Origin of the sequence: Microcoleus sp. D3_18_C2 (genome assembly GCF_036702395.1) — a bacterium.
Taxonomy (GTDB): domain Bacteria; phylum Cyanobacteriota; class Cyanobacteriia; order Cyanobacteriales; family Microcoleaceae; genus Microcoleus.
This window is the reverse complement of the sequence record NZ_JAUBTG010000046.1, coordinates 1-24,077: the sequence shown is the minus strand read 5'-3', so window position 1 is coordinate 24,077 and position 24,077 is coordinate 1. Positions and strand designations below refer to the sequence as shown.

The window sequence follows — 24,077 nt, the reverse complement described above, 5'->3', positions numbered from 1 at the left end:
TAAATAACTTCCACAAGATTGTGGGACGCCCATCCCACAATAACAATTAAAATTGTAAGTTATTTAATTCGCGATCCTTACCATTGGGGTTGACTTTCTATTAAAAGTGTGGCTGCGATGCTGTCTATCGGCTTTGAGAAAAAGTATCCTTGTCCGTATTCGCATTGCAGCGCTCTAAGTAAATTAAGCTGTTCGCTGGTTTCGATGCCTTCAGCAATTACATCCATGCCTAAATGACTGGCTAAAATTAAAATAGTCTGTACAATCGCTTCGTTTCCTTCATCTTCAGTCATGCGGCTGACAAAAGCTCGATCGATTTTTAAAGCATCAGTTGGAAAAGTGTGCAGGCGGCTCAAAGAAGAATAGCCAGTGCCGAAATCGTCAATATATAATTGAATTTGTAAATTTTTCAATTCCGCGAGGATAGCCACTGCTGATTCGGCATTCTCCATGATGACGCCTTCAGTAATTTCTACCTTTAAAGTGCGGGGGTCAAGCTGAGTTTCTTGTAAAATGTCGCGAATGCGATCGATTAAATCCGGTTGTTTAAATTGTTGGTTAGAAAGGTTGACGCTGACAGTCAACGGCGGATTTTCGGGGAATTTTTGGTGCCACTCGTGGATCTGATGGCAAGCCGATCGCATCATCCACCAGCCAATAGGTATAATCAATCTAGTTTCTTCAGCTACTAAAATAAACTCGCCAGGAGCTACGACACCCCGCTGCGGGTGATACCACCGCAGCAGCGCTTCAAAACCGCTGATTCTACCAGTAACAAGAGAGACGATAGGCTGATAGTAAAGCTGAAATTCCTGGGAGTCTAAAGCGCGTCGCAGGTCGTTTTCCAGTTGCAAAAGGGCGACGGCGCGAGTGTGCATACTTAAGTCAAAAACTTCGTGGCGAGCTTTGCCCAATCCCTTAGCATGATACATGGCCGCATCTGCATCTCGGAGCAGTTCTTCAGGCCGATCGTACAACATTGGGAACGGGACATTGGGAACAGGAGAGTCGGAAGATAAGCCAGACAAAGAAGTTTCCCGATCGATATTTCCCAAATTTTCGGGACTCGACAGTTTGCTAGTTTCCCTTGGATATCGAGGCAAACCAGAACAAACAATCCCAATGCTAGCACTGGTAAAAACTTGATATTCGTTAAGGTAAAAAGGCTCTGCCAGTTCCGCTTGCACTCGTTCGGCAATCTGGATCGCATCCTCGGTGCTTTTGATATTTTCCAGCAAAATAGCGAATTCGTCGCCACCAAGACGCGCAACGGTATCTCCAGCGCGCAAACAGATTCCCAGGCGCTGCGCGATCGCGATGAGCAACCGATCGCCCACTAAATGCCCCAAACTGTCGTTAACAACCTTAAAGCGATCGAGATCGATAAACAGCACCGCAAACAAAATTTCGGGGCGGCGTTTGGAAAGATCGATCGCGTGCCCCAAGCGATCCATAAATAAAGCTCGGTTGGGCAAACCGGTTAGCATATCGTGCAAAGCATCGTGTACCAACTTATCTTCTGCTATTTTGCGGAGGGTAATATCTTCGACAGTGCCTTCGTAGTAAAGTAAATTTCCGTCAGGATCGCGAACTGCCCGGCCGTTCTCGGAAACCCAGATAGTAGTGCCGTCAGCGCGGTAAACTTGGGACTCGAACTCAGACACAAAACCGTGTTTTTCGATCGCGCGCAAAAACTCGACACGGCGGTTGGGATCGAGGTAGAGTTGGCTGTCGATGTTGCGTATGTTCGCGATCAAGTCGGCGGCCGAGGAATAGCCGTAAATTCTCGCCAAAGCAGGGTTAGCGCTGAGGTAGCGTCCGTCGGGCGTTGTCTGGAAAATGCCTTCGATCGCATTTTCAAAAATACTGCGGTATTTCTCTTCGGCCTGTTGCAGCGCGAATTCTGCCTGCTTGCGATCGGTGATATCGGTCAACGTGCCGAGATAGCCTAGAACTTCCCCGCTTTTGGTAATTTCTGGCACTGCTTGCCAAAATACCCAGGTTGTCAACTCACCGTTGCAAAAGCGGTACTCTAACTTACATGGCAACTTGTCTATGACAGCGCGATACCACTGGCTCAAAACACGCTCGCGGTCTTCGGGATGCAAACTTTGCGCCCAACCTTCGCCGAGTGCCTTTGGCGCAGTCAGTCCCGCCATCTCCAAAAATCGCTCATTGACGTACAAGCAATCTCCAGCAGCATCGGCGCGGAAAATCCCGACCGGCAGTATTTTTGCCAAGGTGTAATAGCGATATTCGCTTTCTAGCAACGCGCTGGCAGCTACTTTAGTCTCTGTGATGTCAAACATTGCGCCTTGAAGGATGACAGACTTGCTTGCTTCATCGCGAACTGCGGTAGCTTGATCGCGGAACCAGACGACTCGACCGTTGCGGGCGATCGCGCGGTATTCTGAAACCAGCGACCCCTCGCAGAAGATATCTTCTCCCTCGCTGAATTTCTGTGTGGCGTTTTCCACTAACACGCGATCGCGGTCTTCTGGGTGAACGAGTTTCAGCCACAGGTCGGGATCTGCTCTCCATTCAGCTACAGAATAACCTAGAAAAGTCTCAATTTGCGGGCTGATGTAAAGTTTGGCAGCCTTGCGGTTGAGGGGAGAAATGTAGGTGACAGCGGGCATTTGTTCTACCAGGGCACAGTATTTCGCTTCTACAGTAGACAGTGCTGCTTCTAGGCGCTGCCGCTCTAATTCAGCGGCCGCCCGTCCAGCAAAGATACTGAGAATTAATCGGAATTTGGCAAGATGTGCTTCCACCAGGGGTCGATCGTGAAAAATACAAATAATCCCTAAAGGTTCGCCGTAAGAGTTTTTCAGCAAGACTCCCAGGAAACTGCGCGCACCCGTAACTACCGGTCTGCGGTCTTCTGGAAAGGTTTCCCCGAGGTAGTCTGGACAGGAATACATTCCCTCCTCCAGCACCCGCGCTTCGGGAGTATTGGCAGTGTCGCACTCAAAATTTGGCTGCTGCTGTCCGTCGCTCCAAAAACTGATAAGTTGCAATCTATCGGCAGCAGTATCGGTGCGTGCCTTCGACTTAATCGATTTGGCAGCGACGGCGGTGCGAACTCCGAGTGCTGAGGCTAAGTGGCAAACTAAGGCATCAAAGAATTCTGCTCCCCCCGGCGAATCAGTACCTGCTAGGATTTCGCCCAGTAAATCTTCCTCTAATTGCGCGGAAGCAGTAACTTTGGGAGGATTCTCGGCATTCGGGCGATCGGGATTTTGCCCCATCGAACCCGCAATGCTCAGACTTAGCGTTTTGCTATTTCCAGGCCCCAGAATAGGCGAATAATTCACACTTAGGCGCTGTTGCTTAGCCAAGAATACAGCGCGACCCATACCTAAAACTTTACCCAAGAAGCTGTCAGTTGCCGGCAACCGATTTGAGTTGGGAAAAATCACAAAGTTTTTCCGAATTTTCAATCCGGCAGATAAATCATCGTTTAATTGTGGCAACTGCCGTTGCTCTTCGGCCGGCGGCAGACGGGGGGGCATTGGCTGCCACTTAAGATAAATCGCGGACGCCAAGGCTAAAATCGCCGATAATCCCAGAAGATATGCAAAAATCTCAAAGTAAAAAAATAAATTTAGATCGAACATCGATTAACACCGCTCGAAAATTGTTGTAGTTATCTGAAGCCAATCTATTTAAAAATAACTAAGTATCTTGAAATACTCACCGACTATCAGGTGCGGTGATTCTTGACGCTTCACAGGGTTCTGCTAACCGTTGCTAGTCTGACAATCCCTCTGCGTCCGTTTAGAGTCGTGGCGATTCCCCATCCCGACTTGTTCTATATTCCTAGAAGCGTTTTTATCTCTGTCTTGCTCAGTACCACAACTCAGGCAAAGCACTGAACGAATAGACAAATCGATTTTACCCCATTTAAAGCCACAGTCCGCACAAACTTGACTGGTAGGTTCCCACCTGCTAATTACTTGAAACTCTCTGCCAAACTTTTCGGATTTGGCTTCACAGAGAGTTCTAAACTCCCTCCATCCTTGCTGACTAATTGCCCTTGAAAGTTTCCGATTCTTTAGCATTCCTGACACGTTCAAATCTTCCAGAATAATCACTTGGTTTTCGTTGACTATTTTGGTTGACAGTTTGTGTAGGAAATCTTTACGGGTATCGGCAATGCGATTATGTAGTTTAGCAATTTTAATTCGAGTTACATTTCTTCTTTTAGAATCTTTGGGCTGACGGGCCTCTTTGCGCTGGAGTTGGCGAACTTTTCGGTCTAACTTTTTATAACTGGGACTTTTAGCTTTTTCACCCTTACTCATTACTGCAAAAGTTTTAATCCCTAAGTCAATTCCGATACTTGGACTCTTAGCCTCAATTTGAATTGGCCCAAGCTCTACAACAAAACTCAAAAAATAGCGGTTTGCACAGTCTTTGATTACTGTGACAGAGCTAGGTTTAGACGGCAATTTCCTAGACCATATAGGGTTGACGATTCCTATTTTGGCTAAATAGACACCATTGCCTTTAAAAGAAAAACCACCGCGAGTAAGTCTTGCCGACTGGCTGCTAGTCCTTTTTTTGAACTTAGGATAACCAACCTTGCGTCCCTTTCTCTTGCCCTTACAGGAGTCGAAAAAGTTCTTAAATGCTGTCTCTAAATCGGCTACAGACTGCTGTAGTGGAATGTTTGACACTTCCCGCAACCAAGCTCTTTCGATTGTCTGCTTTGCCTGAGTAATTACTATTTTCTGAAGCTCTGCGGATTTGGGCTTTTTCTCTGATTGCTTGCACAGCGCTAGAGCATCGTTCCACACTACTCGCACACAACCAAACAACTGAGCTAAGCTCTGTTGCTGTTGGTCGGTTGGGTAGAATCGGTACTGGTATCTTGCTTTCATGTTATTATCTTAGCATAACTGACGGCATATTGACGGCATGAAAAAGTTAACTATTAGATGTTCTGATGAAGAATATGAGAAACTTGCGGAATATTGCAAGCTTACGAATAGAACGCAAAACGATGTATTCAGGGAGCTTATTAGGAAAATAAAGATAAAGCCGTCCTAGAAGGCGATGTACTGAGCCCTTCGGCGGATAAACTCCGCCGAAGTGACGGGGCTTGTATCCCAGTTTCTTGGTCATGAATGAGTAACGCATACAAGGTAGGATTGCAGGTGAAAGCGACAAGAGAGTTAATATCCCTGATGAAAGCAATCGTTTTTGAAACGCCCGGAAGCCCGTCCGTATTGAAACTGCAAGATATCCCCGCCCCTACTATACAAAGAGAAACTGAAGTTTTGGTGCGGTTGCGAGCGGCGGGTATCAATCCGATAGATACTAAGTTGCGATCGCGCGGCACTTTTTACCCGGACAAAACTCCTCACGTTTTGGGGTGCGACGGTGCAGGAGTCGTAGAGGCTGTCGGTGCTGGTGTGCAAAGTTTCCAAGTGGGAGACGAGGTTTTTTTCTGCAATGGCGGTTTGGGCGGGTCGATCGGTACTTATGCCGAGTTTGCCGTTGTAGACCAACGTTTTCTCGCCCTCAAGCCTGCTGCTTTAAGTTTTGCTGAGGCGGCGGCGGCACCGTTAGTTTTAATTACAGCTTGGGAATCGCTGTACGATCGAGGGCGCTTGCAAGCCGGTCAAAAAGTCCTGGTTCAAGCTGGTGCCGGCGGTGTCGGCCACGTCGCGGTACAGTTGGCGAAGTTGCAGGGTGCAGAGGTTTGCACGACTGTTAGTTCGGAGGAAAAAGCCAATTTTGTCAAGCACTTAGGTGCAGATTCAGTTATTTTATACAAAAATACCAATGTTGTCGATGAGGTTTTGACTTGGACTCAAGGACAAGGAGTTGATTTGGCTTTCGATACTGTCGGGGGAGAAACTTTTTACCAAACTATTCCGGCTGTGAAGATTTATGGAGATTTAGTAACCATTTTGGAACCCGATCCAGCTTTGGGCAATTTGAAAACAGCGAGAATGCGGAATCTGCGAATTAGTCTGGAATTAATGTTGACACCAATGCTGGAAGGTTTGGTGGAGGAACAGGAACAGCAGGCTCATATTTTGCAGAAGTGTGCTCGTTTGTGCGATCGCAACTTGCTAAAAATTCACGTCAGCAAAACTTTCCCTCTCGAAGAAGCGCAAGCCGCTCACGAACTGTTAGAAACAGGCTCAGTAACCGGTAAAATAGTGCTTGAAATTGGGGGTTAAAAATGCGAATTGTTAAATTTGTGGGTTGAAGAATCGCGGGCGATTTCAATAGACTGTTGGCGAATTAAAAAAGCCTGAAACCAAACATCCCATAATCATCGCAGGAGAGCTAAAGCAATTCTTGCAGGAGTCGTAAACTTTTTACCCCACCCCAACCCTCCCCTTACCAAGGGGAGGGAGCAAGAAATTGACAAATGATTTAGGATGGCTATATACAGCGTATCCCAGGTTTATGAAATACACTGTATATCAAATCCGTTGGCATCGGAATGATTCATCTGTCTCTTCCGTTTCTCTGTATCCTCTGCGCCCTCTGCGGTTTAATTCGGTTCTATAAACAAGAGCGAAAACCGCATAGGGAAAATGCCATTGTCGATCGACAAATTGGGGCGTCAACTGCTGAAGTTGACACGACGAAAGGCACAGCGCCGTGTCCTAATTTCGGGTAACTAACGGCGATTAACTTGTAACCAAATTTCCAGCGTCACCAGCAGCCACAGCTTCAGCCCATAGCGGGGAAAAACTTCCCCACGATAGTTTAGCCACTCGCGAATTAGTGTTCGATCGACGTAAGGCGCGATCGCCGCATGACGATTCAGCAACAACGATCGCGCTTGCCGCTGCCAATCCCTCAAAAACCACTGCTGCATCGACATCACCATGCCACTTTTCGGACGGTTGACAATGACATCGGGCAGTAAATCCGCCACAGCAGCCTTGAGAACCGCTTTTTCCTGCGCGCCCGAAAGCTTGTACTCTGGTGGAATTTGCAAACTCAGTGCCACCATCCGCGCATCAAACAAAGGCGATCGAGCTTTTAGTCCCGCCGCAGCCGTGAGATTATTCACCTTGGTCAAAATGTAATCGGCTCCTTTAAACTCAATGTTGAGCCGCATCAGCCGATTCAAAAACGTCGTTTCTGTCTGTTGCAATTCCTCAGCAAAGACGGAAGGCGCATTCTTCACCTTTTCCCAAACCTCCGGCTTCAGCAAACGTGGCAAATCCACATAGCATTTTTGAAACGAAGTCAAGTAAGCTGCGATCGCATCTGGTTTACCCTGAATTGAACCATACAAACTATTCAGCAGCATCGGCTTATTTTTCGGCCCGCCAAAGCACGGATCGCCACCTTCGCCATTGAGTACCACGTCTGCAAATTGCTTTGCCGATCGCCCCAGCAGCAAATTGGGAACCGTCAAGCCTTCCCCCACCGGATCGTCCATAGCAGCCAGCGTTTCCGGTAGCAACTCCCAAATTTGCTTTGGCGAAACTTCTAAAATATGGTGCTCAGTGCCACAATGTGCTGCGACGATGTTGGCAAATTCAATCTCGCTGGGATATTGAGCGCCAAAGTGCATAGAAAAAGTGTGTACCGGACGATCGTGCAGCCTTGTGGCGATCGCGGCGACGCAACTTGAGTCTATCCCGCCCGAAAGGTATGCTGCGACTGGTTTTCCCGCTGGTAGCGCTGACTGCACCAGTTGTTCCAAAAGCGATCGCACTTGTTGACTGTGCCATTCCAAAGGGCGATCGGCATTAGTAATTTGCTCCTGCGGTTCCCAGTATCTTTGCGCCTTAACATCCGGTAAATACAAGTAGCTACCAGGGCGCAACTCTCGCACCGCTTCCCACAGCGTTTGTGCTCCGGGTACAAAAGCACAGCACAAATAGTCGCGCAAAGCAACCAAATCGAGTGTGCGATCGTGATAGGGATTGAGCGATCGCAGTCGAGGTGCAATATGGCGAGTCGTTCCCGTGCGAGTGTAATACAGCGTTTTTGCTCCCACGCGATCGCGCCCCAGACACAAGGTTTTCTCCTCTCGATCCCACACAGCAAGGGCAAATTGTCCTTCCAATAAGCTCAAAGTTTGAGGGCCGGATGTTTCCCATAACTGTCCGACGATCGCCAAATCGCTCAATCCATCAGTATCAATTTGTTGTTTGACTAGCAAAGTGCGATCGAAGCAGCAGTCGCCTACCAGCACAAATCGCCGATCGGGGCTGAAGGTGGGTTGAGCGCCGATAATGGCAAAACCGGACGTTTCCCAAGTTGCAGGGTGCGATCGGACTTCTGGGCCCCAAGCAATGACCCAATTCGGGTAGATAGACTTCTGAGTCTGCATTTTAAATAAAACATCTCCCATAATTATTGTGGAACAGGCATCTTTCCTGTTCAAAACAGGCTTTTCTACAGGTGACTATTAGCTTAAAAAATATTAGAAAGTAACTTATAAATCAACCGAAAAATAGCTGTTCCAGCGATCGCACCCAAAGCACCCAACCATCCCACAAACAACACGCCAGTGATCGGAGAATTCGGATAAATCGCACCTGCAGCCGTCTGTAAAACCGGGAAAAACCACAGCAAAGCCACAGTACCAGCGCCAATAATCAACATCTCAGTTTGTTCGATCGCCCTGCGATACTGGCCGTAAATCAAACCCGCCACAATCATCCCCAACAATCCGATACTCAAGCCAGGAGAGGGCAGCAAACTCGTCAGGGCGATCGCCAGCACCCCCGCCTCAAAACCCGTAAACGCCGCCCCCGACAAAACCTCCCAAATCGAAAAAGTCGCTCTCTGCGAAGGTTGCAGCCCTCCGGGAGGTGTTGCAGGAACCCGTACAGGATGAGGCGGCAGAGTTGGTTGAAGAGGTATGGGAGGCGGCGCCACCACGACTGTAGGTGGTTGAGAAGGTTGTTGAGGCCCAGACATCAGAGCCGCTTCCACCTCACTCGCAGATTGAAACCGCTGGCTGGGAGCTGATAATAACATTCGATCGAGAACATGAGCCAAACCCGAACTTACCTGCACCCGCGACTGCCAATTCCACTCATTTCTGTAACTATCAAAAAGCTCCGTCGGTTGCAAACCACTCAGCAAAGTAATACAAGTCACAGCCAAAGCATACAAATCCGTTGCCGGATAAACTTCTTGCCCGCTCATCTGTTCTGGCGGAGCATAACCCAAAGAATAAATACCAGTCGAAGCTTTTACACTTCCAACACTTTGTGTTACTTGTTTAACCGCCCCAAAATCTAATAAATAAAGCCGACCGTTTTTACCCCGCATAATATTAGCAGGTTTAATATCCCGGTGAATCGAACCGCGAGAGTGTACAAAATCGAGAACCTTCAAAATTTCCCGCAGCACCTCCACCGTTTCCGCCTCCGAAAATCGGCCTTTAACAGCTAGTTCATCCTCCAAATTTTTACCGTCAATAAATTCTTGAACCAGATAGAAAAACTGATCGTTTTTTCCCGGCTGCAAACTCGTAACAGTCAGCTCAAAAAACGCCAGCAAACTCGGAATTTGCGAATGTTCGTTTCCCAGTTCTTCCAGCACCGCCGCTTCCCGTTCAAACAGAGTTTGAGCGATTTTTAGCTGGGGCGGAGTCAGACTTACCGACGGCTGCAAAAGTTTAGCAACGCACTGCCGCATCGCGGGAGTATCCCGGTCTCTGGCCAAAAACGCCGCCCCAAAACCGCCTTGACCCAACAACCTCACGGGCAAATAGCGGCCCCTCAAAATCAGGGGCATCCCGCAAGCGGTGCAAAACTTTTGCTGCACCGTTTTCAGCCGCGAACTGTCATCGAGGTCGGGAAAAGAGTTTTGAGGGCGCGGGCAGCCCGGGCGGGTGCAGTAAACTTCCATTTTTGTTTGCTAAGAAGAGGGAAGAAGGAAGAGGAAAGAAGGAAAAGGGAAGAACGAAGAAAAAGTGATGGTTAAACCAGATTTCGATTTCTCAACTCACCGCGAACTGCTAACTGCCAGCGACCTAAGAGATTAACTTCCCGCCGAATTGGGAGTTGCTATTTCTATGAATCCCAAATCGAGGGCAGGGGGTTCTTTCTTCTCCAGGATGGTCGAATAAGTAGCAAACTGGGGCAAAATTTCATTGCTGAAAGCCTCTGCTGCTTTAGAACGGTAGCGGTTGGGGTTGTAAATCAGCGACAAAATGCGAGTTACCAAAACTTCGTCCATTTGAGATTTGTGCAAGACGCCCATGAGCAACTCTTTTTCGATCGCCGAAACCGAGACAAATGCAGCTCCCAGCCCCGACTGAACGGCATTTTTAATGGCTTCGATCGAATTTAGTTCCATCTCTATTTTCAAGCGGCGCGTGTCAATGCCGCAGCGAGTCAGTACCTGATCGATTACTTTGCGGATCGTAGACTGCGAATCGAGGGATATAAACTGCAATTTGTAAAGGTCTTCTTTTTGGATAGTTTCTTGTTGTACCATCGGGTGAGATGGAGGAAGAATCAGAGCCAGTTCGTCCTCAGCGTAAGGAACAATTTCTAAAGCTTCTACAAGTTCGGTAGGAATTTCTCCGCCAACAATTGCCAAATCGATTTGCCCGTTTGCCACACTCCACGCCGTGCGGCGGGTCGAGTGAACGTGAAGCTGTACTGCTACATCCGGGTACTTTTGGCGAAACATCCCAATCATCCGGGGCAGCAAATAGGTTCCCGTTGTTTGAGAAGCGCCGACGATCAAAGTACCACCTTGGAGATTTTGCAAGTCTTCCAGGGCTCGACAAGTTTCCTGGCAAAGCGATAAAATTTTCTCGCCGTAACTCAGCAGCAGGTGTCCGGCTTCGGTTAGTTGCGCCCGCCGCCCCCCCCGGTCAAACAGCGGCACGTCCAATTGTCTCTCTAAGTTTTGCACCTGCAAGCTAACTGCGGGCTGGGATACATAGAGGCTGTCCGCGGCGCGTTTGAAGCTTCCTTCAGAGGCGATCGCCTTGAGAATGCGTAACTGGTCTAAAGTGAAAGGAAGGTCAGACATATATCTAAATTGTCAGTTGTCAGTTGTCAGTTGTCAGTTGACGGTTGACGGTTGACTGTAGGCAGCGAACAGCTTTCCAGCGAACAGTCAACAGCGAACAGTCAACAGCGAACAGCGAACAGTCAACAGTCAACAGCGAACAGTGAACAGTTAACTGACTGATAACCGCTGAATGCTCCCATAGATACTTTGTGACACAAATTGGCCGAGAATCAATAACTTTTCTTAATATTTGCAATGACGATCGACTTGGCGCTCGACTCCCACTTAGTTATTCTGGGTCTATTACTGGTTTTTGCGATCGCCCACAGCGGTTTAGCAGCCCTCCGGCCCAAAGGTGAAAAGCTGATCGGGCCGAGACTTTACCGCGTTTTGTTTGCCCTTGTCAGTTTGCCGCTAGCCGTCATTCTGATTGTCTACTTTTTCAACCACCGTTACGACGGCGTACAGCTTTGGCAAGTACAGGGATTACCCGGAGTTAAACCTGCAGTTTGGATACTTTCGGCAATTTCCTTTCTGTTTCTGTACCCAGCAACTTTCAACCTCCTAGAAATTGCCGCCGTCCAAAAGCCCCAAGTTCACCTCTACGAGACTGGCATCATTCGCATCACTCGTCACCCGCAAATGGTGGGACAAGTGATTTGGTGCGTGGCCCACACCCTGTGGATTGGCACTAGCTTTACCCTCGTCACTTCCATCGGTTTGGTACTTCACCACCTGTTCGGAGTGTGGCACGGCGACAGACGACTTCAGGCTCGTTTTGGAGAATCCTTTGAAACCATCAAATCTCGAACCTCAATCATGCCTTTTTTGGCAATCATACAAAAGCGTCAAACCCTTGATTTGCTTGAGTTTCTGCGCCCTTCCTACGTAGGTGTAGTCATTTTTACTGGTTTGCTGTGGGAAATTCATCCTTTTTTGATGCGTGTCACTAGGAACATATACTGGTAGCATGATCCCTAGGATAGAAAAAAATTATTAAATTTTGAGGGCTCATGGTGTTGTCGGTTAGCGAACGCACTTTTGCACAAGAGGTTTTTCAAGCCTCTACCCCCGTTTTAGTTCACTTTTCGGCTCCTTGGTGCGGTTTGTGCCGCGCGATCGACCCCACGCTTAAGACTTTTGAAGCACAGTGGGCAGGAAAAGTCAAGCTCGTAGGGGTGAATGCCGATCAATGTTTCAAGTTGGCCCACACTTATCGGCTGACAAGTCTGCCCACGCTGATTTTGTTTGAGGGCGATCAAGTTCGATTTAGATTGGAAGACTACCAAGGACGCGAGGAACTGCGGCGGACTCTGGATGCCTGGATGCTGGCCGCTCACGTAGTTTCCCCATCTCAACGGCTGCAACTTCAGGAAGTAGCCAACAGGTAACGGCTGCAAGTTATTCGGCTTTTAGGTAGAAATCAGAAGCAATTCCTCATTTGTCGATCGGCCACCTGAGCGCCAAATGTCGCATTCCTGAACCCCGAAACAGTGTTTTTTACAAAAATATAGTGTGAAGCGCCAGGGTATCGGTTAAAAAACCAGGTTTCTTGATTTCTTTCCGTCCAAGCTCGATTTGTCAGTCTATATTTGGGCATAGATTTAAGGCGAACTAGATCGATCGGCTCGATCGGAAAATAGGCAGTAGGTCTCAAGCGTTGTCGATCGACAACGCTTGAGAATTACAACAAGTATTTCTGCCGGGTCGCGCAGGCGTGTGTCACAATTGTTTACAGTTTTGGCCATATCTAGTAGAAACTTTAAACTACCTATCAGTCATGGAACTGCTTTATCAATACGCTTGGCTGATTCCTGTCCTGCCACTGGCAGGCGCAATGCTAGTAGGTCTAGGCTTAATCACCTTTAACCAGGCAACCAACAAACTCCGACAAGCGAATGCGATATTAATCGTGTCCGCACTCGGAGGGTCAATGGTACTCTCCTTCGCATTGCTGTGGAGTCAACTACAGGGCCACGCACCCTACACCCGCACTATTCAGTGGGCTTCTGCTGGCAACTTCTCGCTGAATATGGGCTATATCATCGACCCGCTGACGGCGGTGATGCTGGCGATCGTCACTACGGTCGCCTTTTTGGTGATGATTTACACCGACGGCTACATGGCTCACGATGACGGCTACGTGCGCTTTTACGCCTACCTGAGCATCTTCAGCGCCTCAATGTTGGGTCTCGTAGTCAGCCCGAACATCGTTCAGATTTACATTTTCTGGGAACTCGTAGGTATGTGTTCGTACCTGCTAGTCGGATTTTGGTACGATCGCAAACCCGCTGCTGACGCTTGCCAAAAAGCTTTTGTCACCAACCGCGTCGGCGACTTCGGCCTGCTGCTGGGCATCCTCGGCATTTACTGGGCCACCGGCAGCTTTGAATTTGAGGTGATGGGCGAACGCCTGCACTCCTTAGTAGAATCCGGTGCTCTTTCGGCGACTCTGGCGACAATCTTCGGCGTCCTCATATTTTTGGGCCCAGCAGCCAAATCCGCTCAATTCCCCCTCCACGTCTGGCTACCAGACGCAATGGAAGGCCCGACACCGATTTCGGCCTTAATCCACGCCGCGACAATGGTAGCCGCCGGCGTATTCCTGATCGCTCGGATGTACCCAGTGTTTGAAGGGCTGCCGGCAGTCATGAATTTGATCGCCTGCACCGGCTGTTTTACGGCATTTATGGGCGCTTCGATCGCGATTACCCAAAATGACATCAAAAAAGGCCTCGCCTACTCCACCATCTCCCAACTCGGCTACATGGTGATGGCAATGGGCGTCGGCGCTTACAGTGCCGGACTTTTCCACTTGATGACTCACGCTTACTTCAAAGCAATGCTGTTCCTGTGTTCAGGTTCAGTGATTCACGGGATGGAAGCAGTTGTAGGCCACAACCCGGCTCTGGCTCAAGATATGCGAGTCATGGGCGGCTTGCGGAAATATATGCCGATTACCGCTTCTTGCTTTTTAATCGGAAATTTGGCAATCTGCGGAATTCCGCCGTTTGCTGGTTTTTGGTCAAAAGACGAAATCCTCGCCAGCGCCTTCTCCGCAAATCCCGCTCTGTGGGCTGTTAGCTGGCTGACGGCCGGGATGACCGCGTTTTATATGTTTCGGATGTATTTCAGCACCTTTGAGGGCGAATTCCGGGGCAATAACAACGCTATCAAACAGCAACTTCTGCAACCGGGTTTAGTTTTCGGCCCGGGAGCGATGAACGTTAAGGAATTGGCATCAACTGACGACAGTCACGATGAGCACGACCATTTGCCTCACGAATCTCCTCTGACAATGGCTCTGCCGTTAGTGTTGCTGGCAGTACCTTCTGTGTTTATCGGTTTTCTCGGTACGCCGTTTGCCAATTATTTCGAGCAGTTTGTTCGCGCGCCTGGGGAGTCTCTCGAAGAAGTTTTGGAACACGCTGCTGAGTTCAATTTGACGGAATTTTTGATTATGGGCGGAAGCTCTGTAGGTATTGCTTTGCTGGGCATTACTTTGGCTTCTCTGATGTATTTGAGCCGTAAAATTGACCCAAGTGCGATCGCCCAAAAAATCAAACCGCTTTACGAGTTCTCCCTGAACAAGTGGTATCTCGACGATATCAACGATTTTCTCTTTGTCAAAGGCAGCCGCCGTTTAGCGCGGCAAGTCATGGAAGTTGATTTGCGAGTCGTCGATGGTGTCGTCAACTTAACAGGGTTTATCACCCTGGTTAGCGGCGAAGGTTTGAAATACTTTGAGAGCGGTCGCGCTCAATTTTATGCTCTGATTGTGTTTGTCGCAGTTCTGGGTTTTGCGATCGTTTCTGGAGTCGGTTAAATCTGTAGAGATACGGCATTGTCCATTAGTGTCAACTTTCCCGGTAAAACCGATAGTCCGATAGTCCGACAGGGAATGAATTCCCTGTCTCAAAGCTAAAGTCTTCGCTATGAGGACTGAAGAACTCCTTAAACCTCTTATTGTGGAACAGGCATCTTGCCTGTTCAATACTGGCTTTTTTGGAGATATCTATTAGTCCTCTTGAGAGGACTTTCGCTATTAGCCAGGGAATTCATTCCCTGGCGGACTCGCCCAATTGCAGATGAGCGGCTGAAGTTGACACCAAGGGGCAATGCCATTTCTCGCCAGAAGATATTTTAAGAACGGGCATTAGCTCAATAACTCACAATTGACAATTAGCAAAGAGAAATAAATCTTTCATTAAACTTAACTGTTGCGATCGCATAATTTGTCCAGATAATAGCAAAAAAAAATGTTCCGTCTAAAGAAAGTATAAAATTTAGGCTAAAATTGGCAAAATGTGTTTAAACCTAATAACTGATGGATCATTTTAAAACGCAATGGATACAGCTAACTTTCCCTGGTTAACAACAACAATTCTGTTTCCCATTGCTGCGTCCTTGCTGATTCCTTTAATTCCCGATAAGGATGGCAAGACGGTGCGGTGGTATGCCCTAATTGTGGGTTTGATCGATTTTGCCCTACTTGTTTACGCTTTTTACACTCAGTACGACTTCAGCAATCCAGATTTGCAACTGGTAGAAAGCTATACTTGGGTGCAGCAACTCGATTTGAATTGGTCGGTGGGTGCTGACGGTTTATCAATGCCGCTGATTTTGCTGACTGGTTTTATTACTACTCTGGCTACTTTAGCTGCTTGGCCTGTCACCTTTAAACCGAAGCTTTTTTACTTTTTGATGCTGACAATGTACGGCGGCCAAATCGCAGTTTTTGCCGTGCAGGATATGTTGCTGTTTTTCCTGGTTTGGGAACTGGAATTAGTCCCGATTTACCTGATTTTGTCCATCTGGGGCGGCAAGAAGCGCCTCTATGCAGCAACTAAGTTTATCCTATACACCGCAGGCGGTTCGCTGTTTATTTTGCTGGGCGCGCTGACGATGGCGTTTTACGGCGATACGGTGACTTTCGATATGCGGGCGATCGCAGCTAAAGATTACGCCCCCAATGTAGAATTGCTCCTTTACACAGGTTTCTTAATAGCTTACGGTGTCAAACTGCCGATTTTTCCGCTGCACACTTGGCTCCCTGACGCTCACGGGGAAGCAACCGCACCCGCCCATATGTTGCTAGCAGGAATTCTGCTAAAAATGGGCGGTTACGCTTTACTGCGGATGAATGCGGGAATGCTCCCGGATGCTCACGCTACCTTCGCACCCATCTTGGTAATTTTGGGTGTGGTTAACATTGTTTACGCCGCCTTAACTTCTTTTGCTCAGCGCAATTTGAAGCGAAAAATTGCTTATTCTTCGATTTCGCACATGGGGTTTGTGCTGATTGGGATAGCTTCGTTTACCGATTTGGGAATTAGCGGTGCAATGCTGCAAATGGTTTCCCACGGTTTAATTGGGGCGAGTTTGTTCTTCATGGTAGGTTGCACTTACGATCGCACTCACACCCTGATGCTCGATGAAATGGGCGGTGTGGGGCAGAAAATGCGTAAGGTTTTTGCGATGTGGACTGCTTGTTCTATGGCTTCTTTGGCTTTGCCGGGAATGAGCGGTTTTGTAGCAGAATTGATGGTATTTGTGGGTTTTGCAACGAGCGATGCTTACAATCCGGTGTTTAAGGTTTGTGTGGTATTTCTAGCTGCTGTCGGGGTGATTTTGACTCCGATTTATCTGCTGTCGATGCTGCGTGAAATCTTCTACGGGCCTGAAAATAAGGAATTGTCGGATCACGAGGAATTGGTGGATGCGGAACCGCGAGAAGTGTTTATTATTGCGGCTCTGTTAGTGCCGATTATCGGTATCGGTTTGTATCCTAAGATGCTGACTCAGGTTTATGATGCGACTACTGTACAGTTGACTGCAAAGTTGCGCGATTCTGTGCCGTCGCTTGTGGCTAAGGCTGCTGCGGATAAAACTCTGTCTCTGCGTGCTCCGGCGATCGAGCCGAGTAAGTTGTGATTTGAACTGGATTTAGGAATAAAACCCCCAAACTTAATTTTTAAAATGGTTTGGGGGTTTTGTATATATCGGCTCGAAGTAAATCGATTAGATTGGGATTTTTAAACCGCAGATTTCAGCAGATAAACACAGATGAACGCTGATGTAATTTTCAGTATTGTCGTTCCTCAAAAAGCATAAAAGAGCATGATAGGCTATATTCGATGTTGCAACTGCAATATAATTAATAGTTGGGCAAGATAAAAAGTTTTAGCCTAAGAGGGAGACGGAAAAATGAGTGACGACATACTTGGCTCGAAAGATGCGGTCGTGCTCTCAGCGGAAAGCATGAATAGCGATGATATCCGCGCGACGATCCAATCAAATATTGACTTTGTGAATGCACTATTTCAAGAGCTTCTGAATCTCTCAGAAATTTCTCACGACGCACTCCTCAGTTACTACGTTGATTACTACCTCGGGCAGGTGAATAATGGCGGTTTTGCTCAGTTTGTCTACAACACAAGGTGGCAGCCTGCTGTCATCGCGCTAGTTAAAGAAGGCCTTGGGAAAATCGGCGCGACACAACATACCGATCTTTTTGCAAAAGGAGAGGCGCTGGTTACAGCACGAAAGACAAAGTTAGCATCGTTCTTTTCGAGTGAGTTATTCGGCGAAAATGCTGAGAGAGACAGGCTAAATGGCATAAATGAGGACTTTTATTCGATCGAACAAGAGGAGAGTCTCGAACGATTAAATGCTAACTGGTTAAAAGCGCGCCCCGGCCTGATTGTTGTAGCAGAAGATCGAATCCAACAGGAAGTCACTCGACGAGCATTGAGTATTTCCGATCGCGAGGCCCGGCTCGCCCAGGCCCGTGTTGCCGAGCCGAGATACATGAAACTGATACGAGCCTTGTGCGATGCAGCCGGCCATAAGCTTGAGCGCGTTACGGCAGGCGATACTATGAATGAGTACGGTGGCAAAAGAATACTCGCTTGGCACTTTATTACTGACAATGGGCATCACTTCATGGTGGAGGCTGACGGGAAGGCAATGATGTTTTCTGGAAAGTCCAAGGAACAGATTGCGGAGCTGGTAGTCGTATAATTATGCAGCCAAATTAATAGTTAGGTTGATGCACTATCTTTTTTAGTCTTTACTCTTAATTGTTCTTATTTCTATACTTGCTAGAATAAAAGGGAATACTAACCGAACTGCAAAGCGTTATTGTTCTGCCAAGAGTGCGATATTTGTTAAGGGCGATCGCACCCTCGCAAGTTGTAATTTGAACCGGATGCCAGGAAGAAAACCCCAAAACATCGATGATTAAACGGGTTTTGGATTTTTCTATGGTGTTTTGGGCGATCGAGATTTTAGGAGTCTTATTACTTTTGTTTTGCCGGAACCCCGTAAGTGTTGAAGCGAGGCGCTAAAATCCAATTCAGATAGCTATTAAAATACAGATTGCAAGCTTATTGGCTTTCCAGAATGCAAAATCAAGAGTCACCTATTGTTTTCGATCGAGAACGCGCTTCTTCCTACGACAAAAGATTCGCTAAATTGGCTCCGATGCGCGACGCACTTCATTTACTGATCCGCTTTGTACTTTCTGAACTTCCTACCGATGCACGGATTCTCTGTGTCGGTGCGGGAACCGGCTTGGAATTGATTTATCTGGCTCAAGCGTTTCCACAGTGGCAGTTTACTGCGGTAGAGCCTGCGGCACCGATGCTTGACATCTGTCGCCAACGCGCCGAAGAGTGTGGTATCGCGTCACGTTGCACTTTTCACGAAGGCTATCTCGATTCACTGCGCGCATCGGACTCTTTCGATGCGGCGACTTGCCTTCTAGTTTCTCACTTCTTTATGCAACAAGATGAGCGGCGCAACTTTTTTAGTCAAATTGCTTCACGACTTTGCCCTAACGGATATTTGGTCAGTGCGGATGTGGCTTCCGATATGTCTACTTCAGCGTACCAAAGCCTTTCCGAGGTTTGGCAGCGGATGCTGAGGTATTCCGAAGTGCCTGCTGAGGAGATTGAAAAGTTTTGTGCTTCTTATGGTCGAAATACTGCTGTGCTACCCCCACAAGAAGTCGGATTAATAATTGCATCCAGCGGCTTTGATACACCTGTATTGTTCTTACAAACCCTTCTGATTCATGCCTGGTATGCTAGGCGAACACCACCTCGCTAGAAGTGTAGTTATCAACAGCCGCTGAAAAATCTCGTGAAGTGGACTGACCAAAACCAAGTGTGAGGTTGCAAAGTTTTCTGGAGGCCCCAGAACCGAGTCGCGGCAAAGAGCGATCGCAATACTCAATACCCAATACTTCAAAATTACCAGTGGGTCGATCGCTCCTGGGATAGAAACAATTAAGCGTGTCTAGACGCTGCAATCAGGGGCGGTTAGAGTTGACGCAATCTGTCGAGGTTTTTTAACTGTTGTGACTGTTCTTGCAATCGAGTTTCGAGCTTCTGACACACAAGTTCGCATAAATCAAAAATCATCGGGTCAGTGATTTGATAGTAAACACTGACTCCCTGCTGCTGCCGTTGAACGATGCCTGCCTGGGTCAAAATCTTGAGGTGCTTGGAAACATTGGCTTGCCCCAGCCCTGTTTCTTCAATGATTTCAGTGACATTTTTAGCACCACTCTTAAGCGCGCACAGCAATTGCAGGCGGCTAAGCTCTGATAAAACTTTGAAGTAGTCAGCCACCTGAGCGAGAGCGGAAACTGGGATTTGAGACATAAGCAGGAGTGAATAGATTTTGAGCGAGACTTGTTTTTTAGACAATACTACTATATAGTAATATTATCACTAAAGATGTAATGAGAGGCTGATGCCTATGCTGTTTCGTCAACTTTTTGACCGGGAAAGCAGTACCTATACTTATCTGATTGCCGATCGCGCTTCCGCAGAAGCCCTATTGGTCGATTCAGTGTTGGAACAGGTGGAGCGAGATATCAAATTGCTGAAAGAACTGGGTTTGACATTGCGTTATTGCTTGGAAACTCATGTTCATGCCGATCACATTACCAGTGCGTCTCAACTGCGGGAAGCAACAGGCTGTGTGAGTGTGGTTCCAGCCCAAGCACAGGTTAACTGTGCAGACCGTTTTATCCATCCAGGGGAAACGCTACAGCTTGGAACTGTGGAAGTGCAGGCGATCGCCACGCCAGGACACACAGATAGCCACATGGCATACCTCGTCAATGAAAGTCACTTGCTGACCGGGGATGCGTTATTGATCCGTGGCTGTGGACGCACGGATTTTCAAAGCGGGGACGCCGGAACCTTGTTTGATTCAGTTACTCAAAGATTATTTACCTTGCCTGATTCTACCTCGATCTATCCAGGACACGACTATCGCGGGCAAACTGTTTCTTCCATTGAGGAAGAAAAACGCTGGAACCCTAGGTTTACAGGGCGCAGTCGGGATGAGTTTATTCAATTTATGAATGCACTGAATCTGCCCAACCCTCAAAAAATGATGGAAGCCGTGCCAGCTAATGAACGGTGTGGCAACCTCACCTCAATTTCTGCCTAGACCTTTGATCTATTTTATTTGGAGTACAACTATGACACTGACTAACGATTCTCAACTTCAAGAAATTGATGCTCAAACCTTGAAACAATTGCTTGAGGAAAACGCCGTAACTTTAGTGGATGTTCGGGAATCTGCCGAATATGCAACTGAACGTATTCCCGGCGCAAAATTGCATCCACTGTCACAATTCGATCCAATTCAAGTACGACCGTCTGAGGGACAAAAACTCGTTCTCTACTGTCAATCTGGAAATCGCTCTGCCAAAGCCGCCAGACAATGTTTAGACGCAGGATTCAATTCTGTGATTCATCTGCGTGGTGGAATTCCTACTTGGAAAAATGCAGGCTATCCGATTGAAAAAAGTCAAAATGCGCCGATTAGCTTGTTTCGGCAAGTGCAGATTGTTGCAGGCTCATTGGTTTTTGTGGGAACAGTTTTAGGGGTATTTGTCTCACCTAATTTTTTACTTCTGAGTGGATTTGTGGGTGCTGGCTTAGTGTTTGCTGGAATCACTAACACCTGTGCGATGGGAATGCTACTGGCAAAGTTACCTTACAACCAACAAGCCGGAAATAAACGATGATCTGGATAATTGGACATTTCCTGGCAGTTGGTATTGGTGTGAGTTTAGGCTTATTGGGCGGTGGTGGTTCTGTGCTAGCACTGCCTGTGCTGGTTTATGTGATGGGTGTTGCGCCTAAACCTGCGATCGCCATGACTTTGATTATTGTCGGGACTGTTAGCTTATTGGGCAGCATTCCCCATGGGCGGCGCGGTAATCTTAATCTCAAAACCGCAGTAATTTTTGGAACTGCAACCATGTTGGGGGCTTACCTCGGTGCAAGAATTGCGACGCTGCCGTTCATTACCAGCGCATTCCAGATGACCCTATTTGGATTGTCGATGCTGATTGCCGCAGGCTTGATGATTTATCGCACCACCTTGTCAAAGACGGTAGTATCTAGTAAGGATGAGCTAGAGGCTATCGAGTACGTCAAACCTGTTTGCAAATACTGCTGGCTATGGCTGATGACTGAAGGGATTGCAGTAGGGATTTTGACAGGATTAGTCGGTGTGGGTGGCGGGTTTGCGATCGTCCCTGCCTTGGTTTTATTGGGAAACGTACCCATGCGACAGGCGATAGGGACTTCTCTGCTAATTATTGCGTGTAATTCGGTCGCGGGTTTGCTAGGTTATTTAGGGCATATTTCCTTAGACTGGAATCTCACGGTTTCATTCACCTTTTTAGCTGGATGCGGAACGGTGATTGGGGCTTATCTTGCACAGTTTATTCCAGCGCAACAACTTCAAAAAGGCTTCGGTTACTTTCTGCTAGTAGTCGCCACATTCGTATTAGTCCAAAATCGTGATAGCTTACAGGGAATCAAAAAGTCATCTGCTGACGAGCCACCTCACAACGCACTCTCTTCAAACGGACGGGAGATGTCGGCTGTGATGCCGAGGTAATCTGCCACCACTCATCTTAGCCCTTAGATCGCGATCGCCCTATTCAATACTTCAAAATTACCACTAGATCGATCGCCCTTCAATTCAATGCGTTAGCGAAGCTTGCAGAAGAGGATCGCTCTTAGGGTTTCTAGCCTTAAGTTTATTGGTGAGTGTTCTGCATCAAGTTGGATGGAGACATTTTTACGGTTGGCAAATTATATTTTGTCGCCGAAAGCTGTGCAACCATTTCTGCACGAGACGAAACCTCAAGCTTACGGAACATTCGCTTCAAAGCTTGCTTTACTGAATTCTCAGTAATCCAAAGTTCCCTCCCGATTGCTGCGTTGGTTCGCCCCAAAGCAACCAATTCGGCAATTTGCAATTCACGAGGCGTTAGGCGTGAAGTCTTGAAAGGTTGGTGTTGCGATTCCCTACGGGATAGCTTCGCCGCGCGTACTGTTGCAGCCCAAACAGACAAATGCAAACAGATCGCACTCAAATCGGCTAGATTCTCTGTATCGAAAGCGGGCATGGATCGATCGCGCGTACAACCCACTACACCCATTAATTGACCGCGACTGACGATCGGCCCCGCCATCACGTGCCAATGATCGGGACGGGGACAAATCATTGTCCAAACCTTGGGAGATGATGTCACTAATGCTTCATGGACAGGAGCATGGCGCTCCGCTAAATAACGTGCAACAGGATTATGTTCGATCGATAGCGCAACTTTCAATGTTTTCTGAAAATTGCTATCGGCTAAAGGAAGTCCATCGAAGAAAAAGATTCCCGATCTTTTAGCTGCAAAATACTCACCGATTTTGGGCAGGATTTGCGATCGCAGCTCTTGTTCATCCTTCACCTGGTCGATCGCTTCAAATAAAAGCTGCAAGGGACTTGTCATGCTCATGGTGTCAACCGATTTTAGATTTTAGATTTTAGATTTTAGATTTTAGAATTGACCCCACGGAGGAATCTGGGGGCTTGTAACCAAATTGCTTGAGTGTCAAAAAGAGTACCCGATCGAGGTCTGGAAGCATGGCAATACTCAGTTTATATTACCCTTATAATCTCAAAAACAACTTGACATGATAACAAGTTTGGAAACCGCTCGCGATCGCACTCCCACACGTGGGATACTCATCAGCTTTTATGTGACTTCAATCATCTTTAATGTCTGCTTGATTGCTCAGTTATTAACGGTTGGAGTTGCCTACTTCCATAATCCTGCATGGTGGAATATTCATCTTTGGTTCGTGCGAGGGTACAGTGGGCTGTCATTAGTATTACTGGGATGGTCGTTAATCGCCCCATTCTCACGCAGAATACGACATCTCGCCGCCAGTTTGCCAATCCTGCTTGGACTACAATTTTCCAGCATTCATCTCAAAAGTCCTCTTCACCTAGAGATACTCCATCCTCTAATTGGATTTACGTTACTCTATGTTTCTTCCAGCCTTGTACATTCCATAGGGCGCACTTTATCGCCCACAAACTATCATAACAATCAAATTTGAGAGGTAGAAATGACGCAAGATACAATTTTCAGTCCCTTCTTTGCAACAGTGTTTCTAACTTTCCTCGTCTGGGTGTATATGTACATCCGCCGTATCAGTTTTATCACCAGTAGAAAGCTCACCCCAAAAGAGCTTGCTGTACCGGGAACACTGGCACAAATTTCGCCACCAAGCGTATCCAATCCATCGGATAACCTAAAAAACCTGTTCGAGATTCCGGTACTTTTTTATGCGCTTGTCCTGTACCTGTTCGTCACGAAGCAGGTGGATACAGTGTATGTGAACGCCGCGTGGGTATTCGTCGTGTTTCGCACATTGCATAGTGCTGTTCATTGCACATTCAATCTCATCATACTTCGGTTCTACCTCTATCTATTTGCCACGCTCGCGGTGTGGTTCATCGCGATCCGCGCAGCACTTATGCACTTTGGCACAATTAATTAACCTCGTTCCAATGAGGTAGAAGTTATCAACAGTCGCCGAACAATGAAGGTGCAGCGGAAAGCCCACCCTGTTTCTGCGTGTAGGTTTGGGGTCTTGCGGGGCGGTCTGCCACTGAACCAAGTCGTTAGGTCGCGATCGCAATACTCAATAAGGATCGCGAATTAAATAACTTACAATTTTAATTGTTATTGTGGGATGGGCGTCCCGCCCGTCATGAGTGGACGG

20 protein-coding genes are annotated in these 24,077 nt (G+C 47.6%); 13 read left to right on the top strand and 7 right to left on the bottom strand.

Annotated elements, in window-relative coordinates; all coding sequences use genetic code 11:
• Nucleotides 1-77: 77 nt before the first annotated feature.
• A complete protein-coding gene (locus QUA88_RS22305) occupies nucleotides 78-3,515 on the bottom strand; it encodes an EAL domain-containing protein (RefSeq protein WP_333054404.1) in 3,438 nt (1,145 codons plus the stop codon).
• Between the two features lie 228 nt (nucleotides 3,516-3,743).
• A complete protein-coding gene (locus tag QUA88_RS22300) occupies nucleotides 3,744-4,886 on the bottom strand; it encodes a transposase (RefSeq protein ID WP_333233951.1) in 1,143 nt (380 codons plus the stop codon).
• Between the two features lie 37 nt (nucleotides 4,887-4,923).
• Between QUA88_RS22300 and QUA88_RS29560 the strand changes: the two genes are divergently transcribed.
• Nucleotides 4,924-5,055, top strand: a complete 132-nt coding sequence (locus QUA88_RS29560) for a ribbon-helix-helix protein, CopG family (RefSeq protein ID WP_445243008.1) — start codon at nucleotides 4,924-4,926, stop codon at nucleotides 5,053-5,055.
• Nucleotides 5,056-5,192: 137 nt separating this feature from the next.
• Nucleotides 5,193-6,197 (top strand): zinc-dependent alcohol dehydrogenase family protein, encoded by a 1,005-nt coding sequence (locus QUA88_RS22295; protein WP_333273891.1) that lies wholly within the window; start codon nucleotides 5,193-5,195, stop codon nucleotides 6,195-6,197.
• A gap of 449 nt (nucleotides 6,198-6,646) precedes the next feature.
• Here QUA88_RS22295 and QUA88_RS22290 read toward each other — a convergent pair whose 3' ends face one another.
• The 3 genes from QUA88_RS22290 to QUA88_RS22280 all read right to left on the bottom strand — a co-directional run bounded on the left by QUA88_RS22290 (nucleotide 6,647) and on the right by QUA88_RS22280 (nucleotide 10,989).
• Nucleotides 6,647-8,374, bottom strand: coding sequence for an asparagine synthase-related protein (locus QUA88_RS22290; protein ID WP_333273870.1), 1,728 nt, complete (start codon nucleotides 8,372-8,374; stop codon nucleotides 6,647-6,649).
• A gap of 29 nt (nucleotides 8,375-8,403) precedes the next feature.
• Nucleotides 8,404-9,852 (bottom strand): serine/threonine-protein kinase, encoded by a 1,449-nt coding sequence (locus QUA88_RS22285; RefSeq protein ID WP_333273868.1) that lies wholly within the window; start codon nucleotides 9,850-9,852, stop codon nucleotides 8,404-8,406.
• Nucleotides 9,853-9,984: 132 nt separating this feature from the next.
• Nucleotides 9,985-10,989, bottom strand: a complete 1,005-nt coding sequence (locus QUA88_RS22280; protein ID WP_015174889.1) for a LysR family transcriptional regulator — start codon at nucleotides 10,987-10,989, stop codon at nucleotides 9,985-9,987.
• A gap of 237 nt (nucleotides 10,990-11,226) precedes the next feature.
• Here QUA88_RS22280 and QUA88_RS22275 point away from each other — a divergent pair, with 237 nt between their 5' ends.
• The 6 genes from QUA88_RS22275 (at nucleotide 11,227) to QUA88_RS22250 (ending at nucleotide 19,083) form a co-directional block, all read left to right on the top strand.
• Nucleotides 11,227-11,940, top strand: coding sequence for an NnrU family protein (locus QUA88_RS22275; RefSeq protein WP_333054397.1), 714 nt, complete (start codon nucleotides 11,227-11,229; stop codon nucleotides 11,938-11,940).
• A gap of 44 nt (nucleotides 11,941-11,984) precedes the next feature.
• Nucleotides 11,985-12,362 carry a thioredoxin family protein gene (locus tag QUA88_RS22270; protein ID WP_333054396.1) on the top strand — a complete coding sequence of 126 codons (378 nt, stop codon included), beginning with the start codon at nucleotides 11,985-11,987 and terminating at the stop codon, nucleotides 12,360-12,362.
• Nucleotides 12,363-12,751: 389 nt separating this feature from the next.
• Nucleotides 12,752-14,797: an NAD(P)H-quinone oxidoreductase subunit 5 gene (locus QUA88_RS22265; RefSeq protein WP_333273864.1), complete on the top strand. Its 2,046-nt coding sequence runs from the start codon at nucleotides 12,752-12,754 to the stop codon at nucleotides 14,795-14,797.
• A 521-nt stretch (nucleotides 14,798-15,318) separates the two neighbouring features.
• The gene (locus QUA88_RS22260; protein WP_445243009.1) at nucleotides 15,319-16,905 is read left to right on the top strand and encodes an NAD(P)H-quinone oxidoreductase subunit 4; all 1,587 of its coding nucleotides are present in this window, start codon (nucleotides 15,319-15,321) and stop codon (nucleotides 16,903-16,905) included.
• A gap of 273 nt (nucleotides 16,906-17,178) precedes the next feature.
• The gene (locus QUA88_RS22255; protein WP_333273861.1) at nucleotides 17,179-17,994 is read left to right on the top strand and encodes a DMP19 family protein; all 816 of its coding nucleotides are present in this window, start codon (nucleotides 17,179-17,181) and stop codon (nucleotides 17,992-17,994) included.
• A gap of 381 nt (nucleotides 17,995-18,375) precedes the next feature.
• Nucleotides 18,376-19,083: a methyltransferase domain-containing protein gene (locus QUA88_RS22250; RefSeq protein ID WP_333054393.1), complete on the top strand. Its 708-nt coding sequence runs from the start codon at nucleotides 18,376-18,378 to the stop codon at nucleotides 19,081-19,083.
• Nucleotides 19,084-19,295: 212 nt separating this feature from the next.
• Here QUA88_RS22250 and QUA88_RS22245 read toward each other — a convergent pair whose 3' ends face one another.
• Nucleotides 19,296-19,640 carry a metalloregulator ArsR/SmtB family transcription factor gene (locus QUA88_RS22245; RefSeq protein WP_333054392.1) on the bottom strand — a complete coding sequence of 115 codons (345 nt, stop codon included), beginning with the start codon at nucleotides 19,638-19,640 and terminating at the stop codon, nucleotides 19,296-19,298.
• Nucleotides 19,641-19,737: 97 nt separating this feature from the next.
• Here QUA88_RS22245 and QUA88_RS22240 point away from each other — a divergent pair, with 97 nt between their 5' ends.
• From QUA88_RS22240 to QUA88_RS22230, 3 genes are read left to right on the top strand one after another with little or no spacing between them, the layout of a single operon-like run.
• A complete protein-coding gene (locus tag QUA88_RS22240; protein ID WP_333209220.1) occupies nucleotides 19,738-20,439 on the top strand; it encodes an MBL fold metallo-hydrolase in 702 nt (233 codons plus the stop codon).
• 31 nt (nucleotides 20,440-20,470) lie between these two features.
• The gene (locus QUA88_RS22235; RefSeq protein WP_333054390.1) at nucleotides 20,471-21,022 is read left to right on the top strand and encodes a rhodanese-like domain-containing protein; all 552 of its coding nucleotides are present in this window, start codon (nucleotides 20,471-20,473) and stop codon (nucleotides 21,020-21,022) included.
• Nucleotides 21,019-21,906 carry a sulfite exporter TauE/SafE family protein gene (locus tag QUA88_RS22230; protein WP_333054388.1) on the top strand — a complete coding sequence of 296 codons (888 nt, stop codon included), beginning with the start codon at nucleotides 21,019-21,021 and terminating at the stop codon, nucleotides 21,904-21,906. The genes QUA88_RS22235 and QUA88_RS22230 overlap by 4 nt, the downstream gene beginning before the upstream one ends.
• Before the next feature lie 142 nt (nucleotides 21,907-22,048).
• Here the strand turns inward: QUA88_RS22230 and QUA88_RS22225 are convergent, their stop codons facing one another.
• Nucleotides 22,049-22,801: a LuxR C-terminal-related transcriptional regulator gene (locus QUA88_RS22225; protein WP_333259571.1), complete on the bottom strand. Its 753-nt coding sequence runs from the start codon at nucleotides 22,799-22,801 to the stop codon at nucleotides 22,049-22,051.
• A gap of 178 nt (nucleotides 22,802-22,979) precedes the next feature.
• Between QUA88_RS22225 and QUA88_RS22220 the strand changes: the two genes are divergently transcribed.
• Both QUA88_RS22220 and QUA88_RS22215 read left to right on the top strand, forming a co-directional pair.
• A complete protein-coding gene (locus QUA88_RS22220; RefSeq protein ID WP_333054384.1) occupies nucleotides 22,980-23,408 on the top strand; it encodes a DUF6220 domain-containing protein in 429 nt (142 codons plus the stop codon).
• A gap of 9 nt (nucleotides 23,409-23,417) precedes the next feature.
• Nucleotides 23,418-23,852 (top strand): MAPEG family protein, encoded by a 435-nt coding sequence (locus tag QUA88_RS22215; protein ID WP_333273856.1) that lies wholly within the window; start codon nucleotides 23,418-23,420, stop codon nucleotides 23,850-23,852.
• Nucleotides 23,853-24,077 lie beyond the last annotated feature (225 nt).